General features: G+C 62.6%; 19 protein-coding genes and 1 tRNA gene. 14 read left to right on the top strand and 6 right to left on the bottom strand.

What is annotated here, in order from left to right:
* Nucleotides 1–193: 193 nt before the first annotated feature.
* Nucleotides 194–883, bottom strand: coding sequence for a crotonase/enoyl-CoA hydratase family protein (locus WMW70_RS21785; protein WP_341439551.1), 690 nt, complete (start codon nt 881–883; stop codon nt 194–196).
* Between the two features lie 205 nt (nt 884–1,088).
* Here WMW70_RS21785 and WMW70_RS21780 point away from each other — a divergent pair, with 205 nt between their 5' ends.
* The 5 genes from WMW70_RS21780 (at nt 1,089) to efp (ending at nt 3,626) form a co-directional block, all read left to right on the top strand.
* Nucleotides 1,089–1,316: a hypothetical protein gene (locus tag WMW70_RS21780; RefSeq protein ID WP_341439550.1), complete on the top strand. Its 228-nt coding sequence runs from the start codon at nt 1,089–1,091 to the stop codon at nt 1,314–1,316.
* Between the two features lie 92 nt (nt 1,317–1,408).
* Nucleotides 1,409–1,498: transfer RNA gene (locus tag WMW70_RS21775), tRNA-Ser, on the top strand.
* A gap of 98 nt (nt 1,499–1,596) precedes the next feature.
* Complete coding sequence (locus WMW70_RS21770; RefSeq protein WP_341439549.1) at nt 1,597–1,821, top strand: hypothetical protein; 225 nt, start codon at nt 1,597–1,599, stop codon at nt 1,819–1,821.
* A 52-nt stretch (nt 1,822–1,873) separates the two neighbouring features.
* Nucleotides 1,874–3,007 (top strand): elongation factor P maturation arginine rhamnosyltransferase EarP, encoded by a 1,134-nt coding sequence (gene earP, locus WMW70_RS21765; RefSeq protein ID WP_341439548.1) that lies wholly within the window; start codon nt 1,874–1,876, stop codon nt 3,005–3,007.
* 46 nt (nt 3,008–3,053) lie between these two features.
* Nucleotides 3,054–3,626, top strand: a complete 573-nt coding sequence (gene efp / locus WMW70_RS21760) for an elongation factor P (RefSeq protein WP_325506236.1) — start codon at nt 3,054–3,056, stop codon at nt 3,624–3,626.
* Nucleotides 3,627–3,772: 146 nt separating this feature from the next.
* On the opposite strand, the gene WMW70_RS21755 is transcribed toward efp, so the two are convergent.
* Nucleotides 3,773–4,729 carry a LysR family transcriptional regulator gene (locus tag WMW70_RS21755; protein ID WP_341439547.1) on the bottom strand — a complete coding sequence of 319 codons (957 nt, stop codon included), beginning with the start codon at nt 4,727–4,729 and terminating at the stop codon, nt 3,773–3,775.
* Nucleotides 4,730–4,835: 106 nt separating this feature from the next.
* On the opposite strand from WMW70_RS21755, the gene WMW70_RS21750 reads away from it, so the two are divergent.
* Nucleotides 4,836–5,591 (top strand): sulfite exporter TauE/SafE family protein, encoded by a 756-nt coding sequence (locus WMW70_RS21750; protein ID WP_341439546.1) that lies wholly within the window; start codon nt 4,836–4,838, stop codon nt 5,589–5,591.
* Here WMW70_RS21750 and WMW70_RS21745 read toward each other — a convergent pair.
* Entirely contained in the window at nt 5,581–6,435 is an 855-nt protein-coding gene (locus WMW70_RS21745; RefSeq protein ID WP_341439545.1) for a LysR substrate-binding domain-containing protein, read from the bottom strand. The genes WMW70_RS21750 and WMW70_RS21745 overlap by 11 nt on opposite strands.
* Before the next feature lie 96 nt (nt 6,436–6,531).
* Here WMW70_RS21745 and WMW70_RS21740 point away from each other — a divergent pair, with 96 nt between their 5' ends.
* From WMW70_RS21740 to queF, 5 genes are all read left to right on the top strand, one after another.
* Nucleotides 6,532–6,762 carry a DUF1127 domain-containing protein gene (locus WMW70_RS21740; RefSeq protein WP_341439544.1) on the top strand — a complete coding sequence of 77 codons (231 nt, stop codon included), beginning with the start codon at nt 6,532–6,534 and terminating at the stop codon, nt 6,760–6,762.
* A 48-nt stretch (nt 6,763–6,810) separates the two neighbouring features.
* Nucleotides 6,811–7,749 carry a DMT family transporter gene (locus tag WMW70_RS21735; protein WP_341439543.1) on the top strand — a complete coding sequence of 313 codons (939 nt, stop codon included), beginning with the start codon at nt 6,811–6,813 and terminating at the stop codon, nt 7,747–7,749.
* Nucleotides 7,750–7,768: 19 nt separating this feature from the next.
* A complete protein-coding gene (locus WMW70_RS21730) occupies nt 7,769–8,242 on the top strand; it encodes a DUF3291 domain-containing protein (protein WP_341439542.1) in 474 nt (157 codons plus the stop codon).
* 163 nt (nt 8,243–8,405) lie between these two features.
* Nucleotides 8,406–9,104, top strand: a complete 699-nt coding sequence (gene pyrF, locus WMW70_RS21725) for an orotidine-5'-phosphate decarboxylase (RefSeq protein WP_341439541.1) — start codon at nt 8,406–8,408, stop codon at nt 9,102–9,104.
* A 42-nt stretch (nt 9,105–9,146) separates the two neighbouring features.
* The gene (gene queF / locus WMW70_RS21720) at nt 9,147–9,977 is read left to right on the top strand and encodes an NADPH-dependent 7-cyano-7-deazaguanine reductase QueF (RefSeq protein WP_341439540.1); all 831 of its coding nucleotides are present in this window, start codon (nt 9,147–9,149) and stop codon (nt 9,975–9,977) included.
* Nucleotides 9,978–10,022: 45 nt separating this feature from the next.
* Here the strand turns inward: queF and WMW70_RS21715 are convergent, their stop codons facing one another.
* Together WMW70_RS21715 and WMW70_RS21710 are read right to left on the bottom strand one after the other, a co-directional pair.
* On the bottom strand, nt 10,023–10,289 hold the full coding sequence (locus WMW70_RS21715; protein ID WP_325506254.1) for a DUF4404 family protein: 267 nt from the start codon (nt 10,287–10,289) through the stop codon (nt 10,023–10,025).
* Nucleotides 10,290–10,447: 158 nt separating this feature from the next.
* Nucleotides 10,448–11,158 carry an HAD family phosphatase gene (locus tag WMW70_RS21710; protein WP_341439539.1) on the bottom strand — a complete coding sequence of 237 codons (711 nt, stop codon included), beginning with the start codon at nt 11,156–11,158 and terminating at the stop codon, nt 10,448–10,450.
* 217 nt (nt 11,159–11,375) lie between these two features.
* On the opposite strand from WMW70_RS21710, the gene WMW70_RS21705 reads away from it, so the two are divergent.
* Nucleotides 11,376–12,077: an MlaA family lipoprotein gene (locus WMW70_RS21705; protein WP_341439538.1), complete on the top strand. Its 702-nt coding sequence runs from the start codon at nt 11,376–11,378 to the stop codon at nt 12,075–12,077.
* 62 nt (nt 12,078–12,139) lie between these two features.
* Here WMW70_RS21705 and WMW70_RS21700 read toward each other — a convergent pair whose 3' ends face one another.
* Nucleotides 12,140–12,439 (bottom strand): PilZ domain-containing protein, encoded by a 300-nt coding sequence (locus WMW70_RS21700; RefSeq protein ID WP_325506260.1) that lies wholly within the window; start codon nt 12,437–12,439, stop codon nt 12,140–12,142.
* A gap of 216 nt (nt 12,440–12,655) precedes the next feature.
* On the opposite strand from WMW70_RS21700, the gene rssB reads away from it, so the two are divergent.
* Together rssB and rssC are read left to right on the top strand one after the other, a co-directional pair.
* Nucleotides 12,656–13,840: a two-component system response regulator RssB gene (gene rssB / locus WMW70_RS21695; RefSeq protein ID WP_341439537.1), complete on the top strand. Its 1,185-nt coding sequence runs from the start codon at nt 12,656–12,658 to the stop codon at nt 13,838–13,840.
* An 8-nt stretch (nt 13,841–13,848) separates the two neighbouring features.
* The gene (gene rssC, locus WMW70_RS21690; RefSeq protein WP_325506578.1) at nt 13,849–14,331 is read left to right on the top strand and encodes an anti-sigma factor antagonist RssC; all 483 of its coding nucleotides are present in this window, start codon (nt 13,849–13,851) and stop codon (nt 14,329–14,331) included.
* Nucleotides 14,332–14,383: the final 52 nt, after the last annotated feature.

The raw sequence follows: 14,383 nt of genomic DNA, 5'->3' as shown, positions 1-14,383 counted from the left end.
CCGTCATAAGAAAAAGGCGCGCAGTGTACGGGCGTGCACTGTTTTCGGCAATTGCTGCAAACAGTCGACTTACTGTCGCCATCGGCGCTTATCGTGCGGGAGCAAGGCGGGCAGAATGGCCGGTTCAGCCATGTTTGCGCGCACAATAAAAAGCCCGGCGCTCAAGGCCGGGCTGTATATGGGCGGTGCGGGGTCAGATCAGCTGCTGCTTATCCAGTTCGACGGCCAGGTCGAGGGCTTCGAGCAGGGCCTTGCGCACTTTCAGTTTGGTGTTCTTGTGCGCGGTCATATTGATCTTCTTCATCTGCTGGGCGACGGCCAGGGCGGTTGCCTGCAGCTGTTCGGCCGGCACCACCTTGTCGAGGAAACCGGCATCCACCGCACCCTGCGGGTCGAACATCTCGCCATTGATCACCGAGCGGTGGAAGGCCGACTTGCGCAGGCGGTCGCGGGCCAGTTCGATGCCGGCGTGGTGCATGGTCATGCCGATCTGCACTTCGTTGAGGCCGATGCTGAAGGCACCCTCGACGCCGATGCGGTAGTCGGACGACAGCAGGATAAAGGCCCCCTTGGCCACCGCATGGCCAGGGCAGGCGACGATGATCGGGAAGGGGTGGGCGAGCATACGGCGGGCCAGGGTCGAACCGGCGGCCACCAGATTGATCGCGTTCTGCGGGCCCGAGGTCATCACCTTGAGGTCGTAGCCGCCGGATAGAATGCCCGGCTGGCCGGTGATGATGACGATGGCCTTGTCCTGTTCGGCGCGATCCAGGGCCGCGTTGAAGGCGGTGATCACGTCCGGGGAAATGGCATTTACCTTGCCGTTGCACAGGGTCAGGGTGGCGATGCCATCTTCGAGTTGGTAGCTGATCAGGTCGCTCATGGTCGGGTTCCTTGGACTGAAGTGGAGCAGACGTTACTCATCCGCACAGGCCAGGTAAAGCGCCATGGCTGACTGGTGAGTCAGCGCTTCTGGCGGTTCGCGTCGCCGGGAACGGTGTGCGCTGCCTATCGCGTCGATCAATAGAGGCAATTGGCTGCAGGCGCGCAGCTGGCTCATGGTCCGCATCCGACCGTGGAGAAGCCCAATGCTCAGATCAACCCCCGCACAACCTATATGGCGCGCCGTGCTGGCCATGGCTTTGTTGCTTGGCCTGCTGCTGCTCGCCACCCACAGCAGCAGCCAGACCCCGCTGGGCACCCTGGGCGTGTTTGCCTTCAGCCTGTTTATTTCCCTGGGTTTTCTCCTGTTCGGCCGCCAGACATTTCCGCGGGCCGAACAGGACCCGCCTTCCGATCCCGAGCAGCGGGCATAAGCACATGAAAATTCTGAAAAAAACTTTTGCCTTTGACGGGCTGTTCGGCTAGATTAGCGCGCCTCGACAGACAGCAATGAATGTCGATACCCGGTGAAGTGTCCGAGTGGCTTAAGGAGCACGCCTGGAAAGTGTGTATACGAGAAATCGTATCGAGAGTTCGAATCTCTCCTTCACCGCCATATAGATTTAGTTAAGGCCCTGATAACTAACAAGTTGTCGGGGCCTTTTGCTTTCTGGCGTTTGTTCGCTGCATTCCTGTGTTCGAGCCGCGACTTGGTTGCTCGGTCAGGAGGGCGACTACTGGCTGAGGCATAACCTGGATTTCCACGCGGCGCTGGAGCGTGTCGAGCCGCCGCTGCAGGAAAAGCATTATTACCGGGCCTATTCGCAGGCCTTTTACCAGCGTCACGTCGCGCTGGTGCAACGCAGTTGGCAGGGCGTCGCGTCAGCACGGGAATCGACCCTGTTTCGCCAGCAGCTGGAAGCCAGCGTGCTGGATTGAGCGGCGGGTGCGCGAGTCTTGATAAACTGCGCGCCTATTGATGGGGCGGTGCATGAAGGCGAGCTGGGATATTTTCTGTAGCGTGGTCGACAACTACGGCGACATCGGGGTGACCTGGCGTCTGGCCCGGCAGCTGGTCGCCGAGCATGACCTGGCGGTGCGCCTGTGGGTGGATGACCTCGGCGCTTTTGTCCGTCTGTGCCCCGAAGCCGATCGGCAGGCGGCGCAGCAGAGGCAGGCGGGGGTCGAGATCCGTCAGTGGTCTGTGCCCTGGCAGCCGGTTGAACCTGCCGATGTGGTGATCGAGGCCTTTGCCTGTGCGTTACCCGAAGTCTATGTTGCTGCCATGGCGGCGCGGCCGAACAAGGTGCTGTGGCTGAACCTGGAGTACCTCAGCGCCGAAGACTGGGTCGAAGGTTGTCACGGGCTGCCGTCGCTGCAGGCCAATGGTCTGTCCAAGTTCTTCTTCTTTCCCGGCTTTACCCCAGGCAGTGGCGGGTTGCTGCGCGAGCGCGGGTTGCTGGCGCAGCGTCATGCCTTTCAGGCCGATCCAGCGGCGCAGGAGGCTTTTTTACGCAGCATTGGCGTGGAGCCCGTAATCGGAGCGCGGCGGATTTCCCTGTTTGCCTACGAGAACAGCGCCCTGGCCAGCTGGCTGGATGCCTTGGCCAGTGCTGGCCAGCCTAGCCAGTTGCTGGTGCCGGAGGGGCGCATCCTGAGCGATCTGCAGGCCTGGGTCGGCGGCGCGCCCTTGTCGGTCGGGACGGCGCTGCAGCGCGGCCAGCTGCATATCCAGGTGCTGCCGTTTGTCCGTCAGGACCAGTACGACCGTCTGCTCTGGTGTTGCGATCTGAATGCGGTACGCGGCGAGGATTCCTTTGTGCGTGCGCAGTGGGCGGGGCGGCCGCTGCTGTGGCATATCTATCGGCAGGAAGAGGCCGCGCACCTGGAAAAGCTCGAGGCTTTTCTGACGTTGTATAAAGAGGGCTTGTCGCCTGCTGCGGGCGAGGCGCTCAGTGGTTTCTGGCGGGCCTGGAACGGCGGCGAGGAACTCGCCGACGACTGGCAGGCCCTGCTCAACTGCTGGCCGGAACTGGCCGAGCATGCCGAAAGCTGGTGTCTGCGACGGGCCTCGCAGCCCGATCTTGCCGCAGCGCTGGTGCAGTTTTACCTAAATTGGCTATGATACGCAGCCTAGAAATCTGTAACTCCATCCAAACCCGGATATTCGTATGAAAACCGCACAAGAAATGAAGCCCAACAGTGTGGCCCTGATCGACGGCCAACCTTGGCTGATCCAGAAGGCCGAATTCACCAAATCCGGTCGTAACAGCGCCATCGTTAAAATGAAGTTGAAGAACCTGCTAAGCGGCTCCTCGACTGAAACCGTGTACAAAGCCGACGACAAAATGGAGCCGGTGATCCTCGATCGCGTAGCGGTGACCTACTCCTACTACAGCGAGCCGAACTACGTCTTTATGGACGAAGAGTTCAACCAGTACGAGCTGAACAAGGACGACCTGGAAAGCGTAATGCCGTACATCGTCGATGGCATGACCGACGTCTGCGAAGCCGTGTTCTTCGAAGGCAAAGTGGTTTCGGTTGACCTGCCGACCACCATCGTTCGCCAGATCACCTACACCGAAGGTTCCGCCCGTGGCGACACTTCCGGCAAGGTAATGAAGCCAGCCAAGCTGAGCAACGGTACCGAGGTCAAGGTCGCCGATTTCTGCAACATCGACGACTGGATCGAAATCGATACCCGTACCGGTGAATACAAATCCCGCGCCAAGGCTCCGGTTTAAGACCGACAGCCCTCGCGAGACGAAAAAGCCCGGCCTTAGAAGCCGGGCTTTTTTATGGCCTGCCATCCATGGCGGCCACCCTTCGGGTCGTCGCTGCGCGACGCTAAAAATGATTCCCGATCATTTTTTCTGCCTGCCGTCTGGCTTTAGCCACGGTTAAGCCCACTCTGTAGCGCCAGATCCCAGGGCGCGACCGGGCCGAAGCGGTTCTTCAGAAACTCCAGCAACAGGCGGCTGCGCGAGTCGGTTTCCCGTTCCAGGCGCAGGGCGTAGATGCCGCTGGGTTCGGGGGCGGGCAGGCTGTTCTCGCAGAACAGTGGCAACAGCTCGCCGCGTAACAGGTAGTCGCTGATCAGCCAGGTGGGCAGGTGGGCGATGCCCAGGCCGGCGAGGGCGCTGAACAGCAAGGCCTCGGCGTTGTTGGCGGTCAGGCGCAGGCGTTTGGGCCGGCACAGCTGCAGCTTGCCACCCTGTTCGAAGCGCCAGGCATAGGGCGGGGCCAGGCCGTCCCAGTCGAGGCCGTCGTGTTCCAGCAGTTCGTCGGGGCTGCGCGGCACGCCGCGGCGCGCCAGATAGTCCGGGCTGGCGCAGACGATCCGTACCATGGGCGACAGCGCAGTGGCAACCAGGCGAGTGTCGGCCAGCGGGCCGATGCGCAGCACCAGATCGACTTCGCCCAGGTGGGTGCCGTGCAGGTCGACGAAGCTGTCGATCAGGCGCAACTGCACATCCAGGCCCGGATAGGCGAGCAGAAACTCGGCAATCGCCGGGGCCAGGTGGCGGCGGCCGAAGGGGGTGGGGGCATCGATGCGGATCAGGCCCTCGGGGGCGCTGCTCAGCGACACGGCTTCGGCGCGGGCCAGGTGCAGCTCGGCGAGAATGCGCCGCGCGCGCTCGGCAAAGGCCAGGCCGGCTGGGGTGACCCGCACCGCGTGAGTGCTGCGGCTGAACAGGTTGCTGCCCAGGGAGCGCTCCAGGCCATCGATGCGCCGGGCCACGGCCGAGGGCGTCAGGGGGTGGCGGCGGGCGGCGGCGGAAAAACTGCCGGTTTCCAGCACGTCGAGAAACAGGCTGAGCTGATCGGTCAGGACATCGGGATTCATGGTTAGGCTCGGCTGTGCGCTATAGGCACAGCCATTGTGCGCTGCTGTGCGTTTCCCTGCCAGCGACCAGTGTTTAGGCTAGCCGCTGGTTATCTGGAGTGCCCCCATGACATTGCTCGACTTTGCCCTGAATCTGCTGCTTGGCCTGGCGCTCGGTACCCTGGGCGGGCTGTTTGGCATCGGCGGCGGGCTGATTGCGATTCCGGCCCTGGGCGTGCTGTTCGACCTGGATCAGCAACTGGCCCAGGGCACGGCCTTGGTGATGGTGGTGCCCAATGTGCTGCTGGCGTTGTGGCGCTATCACCAGCGCAACCGTATCGACCCGCGGCACGCCCTGGCGCTGGCGCTGAGCGGCCTGCTCTTCGCCCTGCTCGGGGCCGCCTGGGCGGTGACCCTGGAGGCCGAGCGCATGCGCCTCGGTTTTGTCGGCTTTCTGCTGCTGCTGGCGCTGTACAACCTGTCGCGCCTGTATTGGCGACCGGCACCGGCTCTGACTCATTTGCGCTACCCCTGGCCCTGGCTGGGCGTTCTGGGCAGCGGAGCGGGGTTGCTGGGCGGCTTTTTCGGGGTCGGTGGTGCGGTGCTGGCCGTGCCGGTATTGACCGGCCTGTTTGGCACCACCCAGGTGGTGGCCCAGGGCCTATCCCTGGCGCTGGCGGCACCCAGCACCGGGGTGACCCTGGCCACCTATGCGCTGCATGGCCATGTCGACTGGCTGCTGGGCTTGCCCCTGGCGCTGGGCGGGTTGCTCAGCATCAGTTGGGGGGTGAAACTCGCCCATGCCTTGCCGGAGCAGGTGCTGCGTGGCCTGTTTACCGTCTTTCTGTTGCTCTGTGCGCTGCTGCTGGGGCTTAAAACCTGAAGCCTTCGACGATGTGCTCGGCCAGGGTTTCGGTGACCGGCGACTGGGTGCGCTCATTGCGCAGCAGCACGATGCTGGCCATGGGCATGCTCGGCAGCCCTTCGGCCTCGCCAATTACCTGCAGGTCCGGGGTGACCAGGCTTTGCAGCTGCGCGGTAATCGCCAGGCCGGCGCTGACCGCAGCCATGATCGCCGACAGGCTCGGGCTGGTGTAGGCGATGCGGTAGTTACGGCCCAGGGCATCCAGGCCGTTGCAGGCCCAGGAGCGGCAGAAGCACTGCGAATTGAACATGGCCAGGGGCAGGCTGTCGCGCTCGTGCAGGTTGCTGCCGCGGGCCTGAGCCCAGACCAGATGTTCCTGGCGCAGCAGCTGGCCGATCTCGGTGCCCGGCTCGCGGGTGACGATGGTCAGGTCCAGATCCTGGCGTTGCAGCAGCTGGAAGGACGGCTCGCAGTGCAGTTCCACCTGCACCAGCGGGTAGCTTTCGGCAAAGCGCACCAGAATGCCCTGCATAAAGCGCATCACGTAATCGTCCGGGGTGCCGATGCGCACGGTGCCGACCATATGCGGCTCGCGCATGTTGTTCATCACTTCGGCATGCAGCTTGAGAATGCGCCTGGCGTAGCTCAGCAGCAGCTGACCCTCGGCGGTCAGGCTGAGCTGGCGGCCGTCGCGCTGAAACAGCGGGCGCTGCATCACGTCTTCTTCCAGGCGCTTCATCTGCATGCTGACCGCCGACTGGGTGCGGTTGACCATCTCCGCGGCACGGGTAAAGCCGCCGTGATCGGCAATGGCGACAAAGGTGCGCAGCAGCTCGCTGTCGATACTCGGGTGGCTGGCCATTCATCAATCTCCGAGATGCATAGCATAAGAAACATTCGTTGGATTGATCATAAGCTCAGCGCGAGACTGTCGCCAACCCCACAGGAGGGCGACGAGATGAAAGGTCAAAAAGGTTATGTACTCGCAACAGTCTTGCCCCGGCAGCCAAGCCTGGGCGCATGGTTCGGCAAGCTTGGACGGCAGCTTAAGCGCTGGTACCAACTGGCCGAACAGCGCCGGCAGTTGGCGACGCTGGATGAAACCGCACTCAAGGATCTCGGCTTGAGCCGGGGCGATGTAATGCAGGAAGTCGAGCGGCCATTCTGGGATGATCCGCTGTCGCGTTGAGTGTTCGATTGAAGGAGTTTGTATGCCAGGCGCAAGCAGGGTGCGCGCATGAGTGGTACGCGCAAGGGGGCGGATGTATTTCTGTTTCAACTGATGCTGTTGTTGTGCGCCATCTGGGGTTTGCAGCAGGTGGCGATCAAGCTGGCTGCGGCGGATATCGCGCCGCTGCTGCAGGTGGCGCTGCGCTCGGGCATTGCCGCGCTGCTGGTTGGCGCGTTGATGCTCTGGCAGCGCGGCTGGCAGGGCTGGCTGGGCGCTACCTGGGGCGGCGGTGTGCTTGCGGGCGTGCTGTTCGCTCTGGAATTCTTCTTTATCGCCCTGGGCCTGCAGTACACCTCGGCTTCGCATATGGCGGTGTTTCTCTACACCGCGCCGATCTTCTCCGCCCTGGGCCTGCACCTGCTGTTGCCGAGCGAGCGTCTGCGCGTGCTGCAGTGGCTGGGTATTGGCCTGTGTTTCGCCGGTATCGCGGTGGCCTTCGGCGCGGGCATGGACTGGGCGGCGCTGGATCAACGGATGTTGCTGGGCGATGCCCTGGGGTTGCTGGCCGGCATGGCCTGGGGCGCGACCACTGTGGTAGTGCGCGCTTCGCGCCTGTCGGAAGCACCGCCGACCCTGACGCTGTTCTATCAGCTGGGAGTTTCCTTCGTGCTGTTACTGAGTTATGCCGCGGCGACCGATCAGCTCGGGCCGATCCACTGGACGCCGATCAGCTTCGCCAGCGTGCTGCTGCAGGGCGTGGTGGTGTCCTTTCTCAGCTACCTGGCCTGGTTCTGGTTGCTGCGGCGCTACCTGGCATCGAATATGGCGGTGTTCTCCTTTATGACTCCGCTGTTCGGGGTGAGCTTCGGCGTGCTGATCCTTGATGAGCCCCTGAGCCTGAACTTTGTTGCGGGTGCGGTGCTGGTGTTATTCGGTATCGTCCTGGTCAGCAACCACGCCTGGGTGGGCAAGCGCCTCAGTCTCTGGCGCTACGCTGAACGATAGAGACAAGGAGAAGAACAGCATGGCCCTTTACCAACTCGCGCAACTGAATATCGCCAGCATGCTGCAACCGCTGGAGTCGCCGGGCATGGCGGATTTCGTCGCCAATCTAGAGCGCATCAACGCCCTGGCCGAAGCCTCGCCGGGTTTTGTCTGGCGACTGCAGGACGAGGCGGGGGATGCCACCGCCATCCGCCCCTTTGGCGAGGAGGTGCTGGTCAACCTGTCGCTCTGGCGTGATGTCGAAGCGCTAAGGGACTATGTGTATAAATCCGCCCATGCCGAGATACTCAAGCGCCGCGCCGAGTGGTTCGCGCGTATGGGCGAGGCGCATATGGTGCTGTGGTGGGTGCCGGCCGGCCATCTGCCCAGCGTCGAGGAGGCCGCCGAGCGCCTGCGCTTGCTGCGCGAGCAAGGGCCGAGCGTGCAGGCTTTTAGCTTCCGGCAGACCTTTCCGGCTACGGATATGCAGGCGGTTGCGCTTGGTTCCGAGTAGGTAATGGGTGCTTGGTGCGCACGGCGCACCCTACGGGGCGGGGCTCATCAGTACCGCTATTGGGGGGGGCAATTCTCCTGAAGTGGGCTGATTGCCGGGCCGGTAATTGTGTACGGCTTCCGCTACAATGCGCGGCGAATTTGTCATGCCCGAGAGCCCGCCCATGTCCGCCTGCCAGACCCCGATCATCGTTGCCCTGGATTTCCCGACCCGTGATGCCGCCCTGGCCCTGGCCGCCCGGCTCGACCCCGCGCTGTGTCGGGTCAAGGTTGGCAAGGAGCTGTTTACCCGTTGTGGCCCGGAGATCGTTGGTGCGCTGGCCGATCAGGGCTTCGAGGTGTTCCTCGATCTGAAATTCCACGATATCCCCAACACCACCGCCATGGCGGTCAAGGCCGCTGCCGAGATGGGCGTGTGGATGGTCAACGTGCACTGCTCCGGTGGTCTGCGCATGATGGCGGCCTGTCGCGAGACCCTCGACGGGTTGAGCGGGGCCAAGCCGCTGCTGATCGGCGTGACCGTGCTGACCAGCATGGAGCGCGAGGACCTGGCCGGTATCGGTCTGGATCTCGAGCCGCAGGCCCAGGTGCTGCGCCTCGCCGGGCTGGCTGCGCAAGCCGGCCTGGATGGCCTGGTCTGTTCCGCCCAGGAAGCCCGGGCTCTGAAAGCCGCTTACCCGGCGCTGCAGCTGGTGACCCCGGGGATTCGTCCGGCCGGCAGTGCTCAGGACGACCAGCGGCGCATTCTGACGCCGCGTCAGGCCCTGGAGGTTGGTTCCGATTACCTGGTGATCGGCCGGCCGATCAGCCAGGCTGCCGATCCGGCCCAGGCGCTGGCCGCCGTTGTAGCCGAACTGGTCTGAGGCGTCAGCCCGTTCCTTATTTGACTTGATCAGGTTTTTGCCATGCACCCTGCTGCCGAAGATTCGCCCCTGGGTAAATCCAGCGACTATATCGCGACCTATACGCCGTCCCTGCTGTTCCCCATTCCCCGTGCGGCCAAGTGGGCCGAGCTGGGCCTGAGCGCCGAGAACCTGCCGTACCAGGGCGTGGATTTCTGGAACTGCTTCGAGCTGTCCTGGTTGCTGCCTTCGGGCAAGCCGGTGGTGGCCATGGGCGAGTTCGCGATACCTGCCGACTCGCCGAATATCATCGAGTCCAAGTCGTTCAAGCTCTACCTCAACTCGCTGAACCAGACCGTGTTCGCCGATGACGCCGAGTTGCTGGCAGTGCTGGTCAAGGACCTCTCGGCGGCGGCGGGCAAGCCGGTTGGGGTGCGCCTGCGCAGCCTGGCCGAGGTGACGGCCGAAGGCGTGGTGGCAGCGCCTGGCATCTGTATCGACGAACTGGATGTGACCATCAGCAATTACGCCCAGCCAATGCCAGAGCTATTGCGCTGCGACCCCGCGCGGGTGGTGGAGGAAAGCCTGCACAGCCATCTGCTCAAATCCAACTGCCCGGTCACCGGCCAGCCGGACTGGGGCACCCTGGTGGTGGAATACCGTGGCGCGGCTCTGGATCATGCCAGCCTGCTGGCCTATCTGGTGAGCTTCCGCCAGCACGCGGATTTCCACGAGCAATGCGTGGAGCGGATCTTTCTCGACCTGCAGCGCCTGCTCAAGCCCGAGTGGCTGACGGTCTATGCGCGCTATGTGCGCCGCGGCGGCCTGGATATCAATCCCTATCGCAGCAGCGCAGCCATCACACCGGAAAATCGCCGGCTGGTACGCCAGTAACGAAAAACCCCAGCCAAGTGCTGGGGTTTTCTTGGCGCATGGGCTTTAGATCCCCATATTGGCCAGGCTCTGCATGATATTGCGCAGGGTGCCGGCCAGGGTCGGATGGCTGACTTCGAAACGCTCCACGGCCAGGTTGACTCCGTCGATCAGGGTGGCGTCCGGTGCGGCGGCGGCCTGGTGAGCCAGTTGCAGTTCGATCTCCTGGGTCAGGACAAACAGTTCGGCGCGCTCCTCTTCGCTGAGCGGCGGCTCTTCCGACAGTTGATCGCGCAGGTCTTGCAGTTGTTGCTGCAGGCGGCTTGCGGGCATGTGCTTCTCCCTTCTTGGTACATCAATCGATAGACCTTGTGCCGGGGCGCAAGGTACGTGCATGTGTCCAAGGGTAATCCAAGCGCCGGGGCTTTGCTTGCTTTGGATCAACACGGCTGCCGTCGCCGGGTCGGGTGATACGTGCCAAGGGCCCGCCGTCAGGGCTTTTCACCTTTTTGCCGGCGCTGCGCGAGGTCGTCCAGGCAGGCGGGCAGATCGCTCAACTGATCGATCACCGAGTGCACGCCCAGGCGATAGAGGGCCAGGGTGGCCTGGCTGCGCAACTGATCGCGCTCTCCCGAGGCCAGGCTTTGCCAGTCCGCCGGTGCCTGCCCGCAGAGGGGGCCGCAGATGGCCAGGCCGACGGTCCAGAGCCCGGCCCTCAGGCCGGCCTGGAGCAGGCGCGGTTCGCCGCTGACCAGCACGCCGCCGTCGAGATGCTCGACCTGCAGCTCGATCAGGCTCTGCCAGATGGCGTCGGGTGCAGGCCAGGGGCGTTCGTGCCGCTGCGCTGTCGCGGGCAGCCAGGCGGGCAGGGCGCTGGCCAACTGGATGCTGACATCTCGAGGCAGCTCGTCGAGCCAGGCGCAAGGCACGCCTTGCTGGTGCAGCTGGGTCAGAACCTCCAGCGCTCCCGGGGTGGCTTCGGCATGCTCGCTGGCTGCCACGCTCAGGGCGTCCTGGTAGGCCAGTTGTTCATGGAGTTGTGCTGGGCGGCCGAGCAGTTGCTCCAGGTCGCGCTGCGGGCCGGCATCCGGGTAGAGACGCTGCAAGGCCAGCGGGGCCGTGCGTGCACCGAAGTCGACCAGGCAGCCAGATAGGCCGAACAACAGGGCGCTGAAGCGGGGCGGGGAGGGCAATAGGGTCATGAGGTTCGTCCTTGTCGTCATGTGCAGGCTAAGGCAGCTAGATGACAGAACGATGAACCTTGGGTGACAGCGCAACCCAGGCCTTGCCCGGCATCGCCAGTTTTCCTGCGCACGGTTGATCCGCTATGCTGCCATCACCCTGGCCGACGTCTTATACTGCGCGCCTTTGAATGGCTGCCCATGGGCGGCTCACTACTGCTGTCAAGGAGAGGCTGTAATGCGTGTGATCGCTGCGAGTTGGATTGAGCGGCTGGGCTGCCTGGTTGTTTGTGCCGGTCTGGCGCTGCTGCCAACGCTGGCACAGGCCAGTGAAGAAGACCCCTGGCAGAGCTACAACCGCTTTATGTTCCGCATCAACGACAATGTCGATGCCTACACCCTCAAGCCTTTGGCCAAGGGCTATCAGGCAGTCACCCCGCAACTGCTCGAGGACGGGGTGCACAATATCTTCAGAAACATCGGCGATGTCGGCAACCTGGCCAACAATGTGCTGCAGGGCAAACTGCATGATGCCGGGGTGGATAGCGGGCGTCTGATCTTCAACACCACCTTCGGCTTGCTGGGCTTCTTCGACGTGGCCACGCAAATGGGCCTGCAACGCAGCGATGAAGATTTTGGCCAGACCTTCGGTGCCTGGGGGCTGGGTAGCGGTCCCTATGTGGTATTGCCTCTGCTGGGGCCAAGCACCGTGCGTGACACCATCGGCAAGATTCCCGACAGCATGCTGACCGTGCAGGCCACCATCGACCACGTGCCGACGCGCAATGTCGTGCATGCGGTCAATGCCGTGGATACGCGCGCCAGCCTGCTCTCGGCGGAGAAGCTGATCAGTGGCGACAAATACATCTTTATTCGCAATGCCTACTTGCAGAACCGCGAGTTCCGGGTGCGTGATGGCGATGTCGAAGACGACTTCTGAACCACCGGCAACAAATGCAAAAGGCGGCTCAATGGCCGCCTTTTGCATGTTTGCCACCTGGCTCAGGTCATCGAGATAATCGCCAGCCCCAGGGCCTGACGGCCATCTTCCAGGGTGTTGACCCGCACTACCTCGGCCTGAGCATCCAGTCCGCGCAGCTCGTTATGGTCCGAGGCGATATGCACCCTGACCTTGTCGCCCAGGCTCAGGGTGCTTTCAGCTTCCAGTTGCATGCCGGTGCTGGACAGGTCGAGGCACAGCGCCGGGAGTTCCTTGCCCGCATAAAGCAATGTGACCGGTGCTTCCAATCGCATACGGATGTAATCACGTTTTTCACTGTAAGCATGATCATTTTGGCTCATGGGCATTTTCCTCTTATTATCGGGGCTGTCCTGCGACTCTTATAACCTTGGCCGATTTCGGGTGTAAAGGCGAACTGCGACGATCGGCAGTCGCTTGAATCGAGGTGCGGATGGGAGTACCGTCTGCGCCTTGATGCAAGCCGAGTTCGCGCGTTCGGGGCAATGCCCCTGACGTATAAGCCAACCCATACCCGGCGCAGTTTGCCTGGATACCCCATGCACAAAACCAGTGCCACGCTGCTGATAATCGATGACGACGATGTAGTGCGCGCGAGCCTCGCGGCCTACCTGGAAGACAGTGGTTTTCATGTACTGCAAGCCGCCAATGGCCTGCAAGGCCTGGAAGTCTTCCACAGCGAAAACCCGGATCTGGTGATCTGCGACCTGCGCATGCCTCAGGTCGATGGTCTCGAGCTGATTCGCCGAATCAATGCCCTGCAAGTGGAAACGCCAGTCATCGTGGTCTCCGGTGCCGGGGTCATGAGCGATGCCGTGGAAGCCTTGCGCCTGGGGGCCGCCGACTACCTGATCAAGCCCCTGGCTGATCTGGCGGTGCTCGAGCACTCGATTCGCCGCGCCCTCGACCGGGCCAACCTGCGTCTGGAAAACCAGCGCTATCGCGAAGAGCTGGAAACCGCCAACCGCGAGTTGCAGGCCAGCCTGCACCTGCTTCAGGAAGATCAGAACGCCGGTCGCCAGGTGCAGATGAATATGCTGCCGGTGACCCCCTGGCAGGCCGACGGCCTGAACTTTGCCCACCAGATCATCCCCTCGCTCTATCTGTCCGGTGATTTCGTCGATTATTTTCGCGTCGACGACAGCCGCATCGCCTTTTACCTGGCCGATGTCTCCGGCCATGGCGCGTCCTCGGCCTTTATCACCGTACTGCTGAAGTTCATGACTACCCGTCTGCTTTACGAGTCCCGTCGTGCCGGTGGTTTGCCCGATTTCAAACCGTCGGAAGTGCTCGGTCATATCAACCGTGGCCTGATCAACTGCAAGCTGGGCAAGCACGTGACCATGCTCGGCGGGGTGATCGACCTGGAGCACAATCGTCTGACCTACAGCATCGGCGGCCATCTGCCGCTGCCGGTGCTGTACAGCGAGGGCCAGGCGCAGTACCTGCAGGGCCGCGGCCTGCCAGTGGGCCTGTTCGTCGAAGCCGAGTATCAGGATCAGCAGATGGAGCTGCCCGAGTCGTTCAGCCTGACGCTGATGTCCGATGGCATCCTCGACTTGATGCCCGGTGATACCCTGAAAGAGAAGGAAGCGTTGCTGCCGGAATTGATCAGTAACGCCGGAGGCACCCTGGATGGCTTGCGCAAGGCCTTTGGGCTGGCCAATCTGGGTGAGATGCCGGATGATATCGCCTTGCTGGTGTTAAGCAGGAACCTTGCATGAAGCCTGGGATAAGCCCCGGTAGAATCCAGTTCGCCGAACAAGACGGAACCTTTATCCTCAAGTTCGTCGGCGAAGTACGCCTGACCCTGTGTTCGGCCCTGGACGCTACCATCGAAAAGATCTTCACCGCGCTGAATTTCTCGGCCATCGTGATCGATCTGACCGAAACCCGCAGCATCGACAGCACCACCCTCGGCCTGCTGGCCAAGCTGTCGATCCTTTCGCGGCAAAAAATCGGCCTGCTGCCCACCGTGGTCACCACCCACGAGGACATCACCCGCCTGCTGCAGTCCATGGGCTTCGATCAGGTATTCAATATCGTCGATACCCCGGTGCCGTGCCCTGAGTGTCTGGATGACCTGCCGTCGCAGGACCAGTCGGAAGAGGTGGTGCGGGCCAAGGTGCTGGAAGCGCACCGGATTCTGATGGGGCTGAACGACTCCAACCGCGAAGCCTTCCACGACCTGGTCAATGCCCTGGAACACCATTGAGTGGTGCAGGGGTAACGAAACGGGGCGCTCATTGAGCGCCCCGTTTGTTTTT

The sequence above is a fragment of the Pseudomonas sp. XK-1 genome (assembly GCF_038069885.1).
Classification (GTDB): Bacteria; Pseudomonadota; Gammaproteobacteria; order Pseudomonadales; family Pseudomonadaceae; genus Aquipseudomonas.
This window is presented reverse-complemented; position numbering and strand designations above follow the sequence as displayed.

What these genes read in the sequence shown, in the direction of transcription:
- WMW70_RS21785 (WP_341439551.1), bottom strand. Translation starts at nt 883, where the DNA reads ATGAGCGACCTGATCAGCTACCAACTCGAAGATGGCATCGCCACCCTG.
- WMW70_RS21780 (WP_341439550.1), top strand. Translation starts at nt 1,089, where the DNA reads ATGCTCAGATCAACCCCCGCACAACCTATATGGCGCGCCGTGCTGGCC.
- earP (WP_341439548.1), top strand. Translation starts at nt 1,874, where the DNA reads ATGAAGGCGAGCTGGGATATTTTCTGTAGCGTGGTCGACAACTACGGC.
- efp (WP_325506236.1), top strand. Translation starts at nt 3,054, where the DNA reads ATGAAAACCGCACAAGAAATGAAGCCCAACAGTGTGGCCCTGATCGAC.
- WMW70_RS21755 (WP_341439547.1), bottom strand. Translation starts at nt 4,729, where the DNA reads ATGAATCCCGATGTCCTGACCGATCAGCTCAGCCTGTTTCTCGACGTG.
- WMW70_RS21750 (WP_341439546.1), top strand. Translation starts at nt 4,836, where the DNA reads ATGACATTGCTCGACTTTGCCCTGAATCTGCTGCTTGGCCTGGCGCTC.
- WMW70_RS21745 (WP_341439545.1), bottom strand. Translation starts at nt 6,435, where the DNA reads ATGGCCAGCCACCCGAGTATCGACAGCGAGCTGCTGCGCACCTTTGTC.
- WMW70_RS21740 (WP_341439544.1), top strand. Translation starts at nt 6,532, where the DNA reads ATGAAAGGTCAAAAAGGTTATGTACTCGCAACAGTCTTGCCCCGGCAG.
- WMW70_RS21735 (WP_341439543.1), top strand. Translation starts at nt 6,811, where the DNA reads ATGAGTGGTACGCGCAAGGGGGCGGATGTATTTCTGTTTCAACTGATG.
- WMW70_RS21730 (WP_341439542.1), top strand. Translation starts at nt 7,769, where the DNA reads ATGGCCCTTTACCAACTCGCGCAACTGAATATCGCCAGCATGCTGCAA.
- pyrF (WP_341439541.1), top strand. Translation starts at nt 8,406, where the DNA reads ATGTCCGCCTGCCAGACCCCGATCATCGTTGCCCTGGATTTCCCGACC.
- queF (WP_341439540.1), top strand. Translation starts at nt 9,147, where the DNA reads ATGCACCCTGCTGCCGAAGATTCGCCCCTGGGTAAATCCAGCGACTAT.
- WMW70_RS21715 (WP_325506254.1), bottom strand. Translation starts at nt 10,289, where the DNA reads ATGCCCGCAAGCCGCCTGCAGCAACAACTGCAAGACCTGCGCGATCAA.
- WMW70_RS21710 (WP_341439539.1), bottom strand. Translation starts at nt 11,158, where the DNA reads ATGACCCTATTGCCCTCCCCGCCCCGCTTCAGCGCCCTGTTGTTCGGC.
- WMW70_RS21705 (WP_341439538.1), top strand. Translation starts at nt 11,376, where the DNA reads ATGCGTGTGATCGCTGCGAGTTGGATTGAGCGGCTGGGCTGCCTGGTT.
- WMW70_RS21700 (WP_325506260.1), bottom strand. Translation starts at nt 12,439, where the DNA reads ATGAGCCAAAATGATCATGCTTACAGTGAAAAACGTGATTACATCCGT.
- rssB (WP_341439537.1), top strand. Translation starts at nt 12,656, where the DNA reads ATGCACAAAACCAGTGCCACGCTGCTGATAATCGATGACGACGATGTA.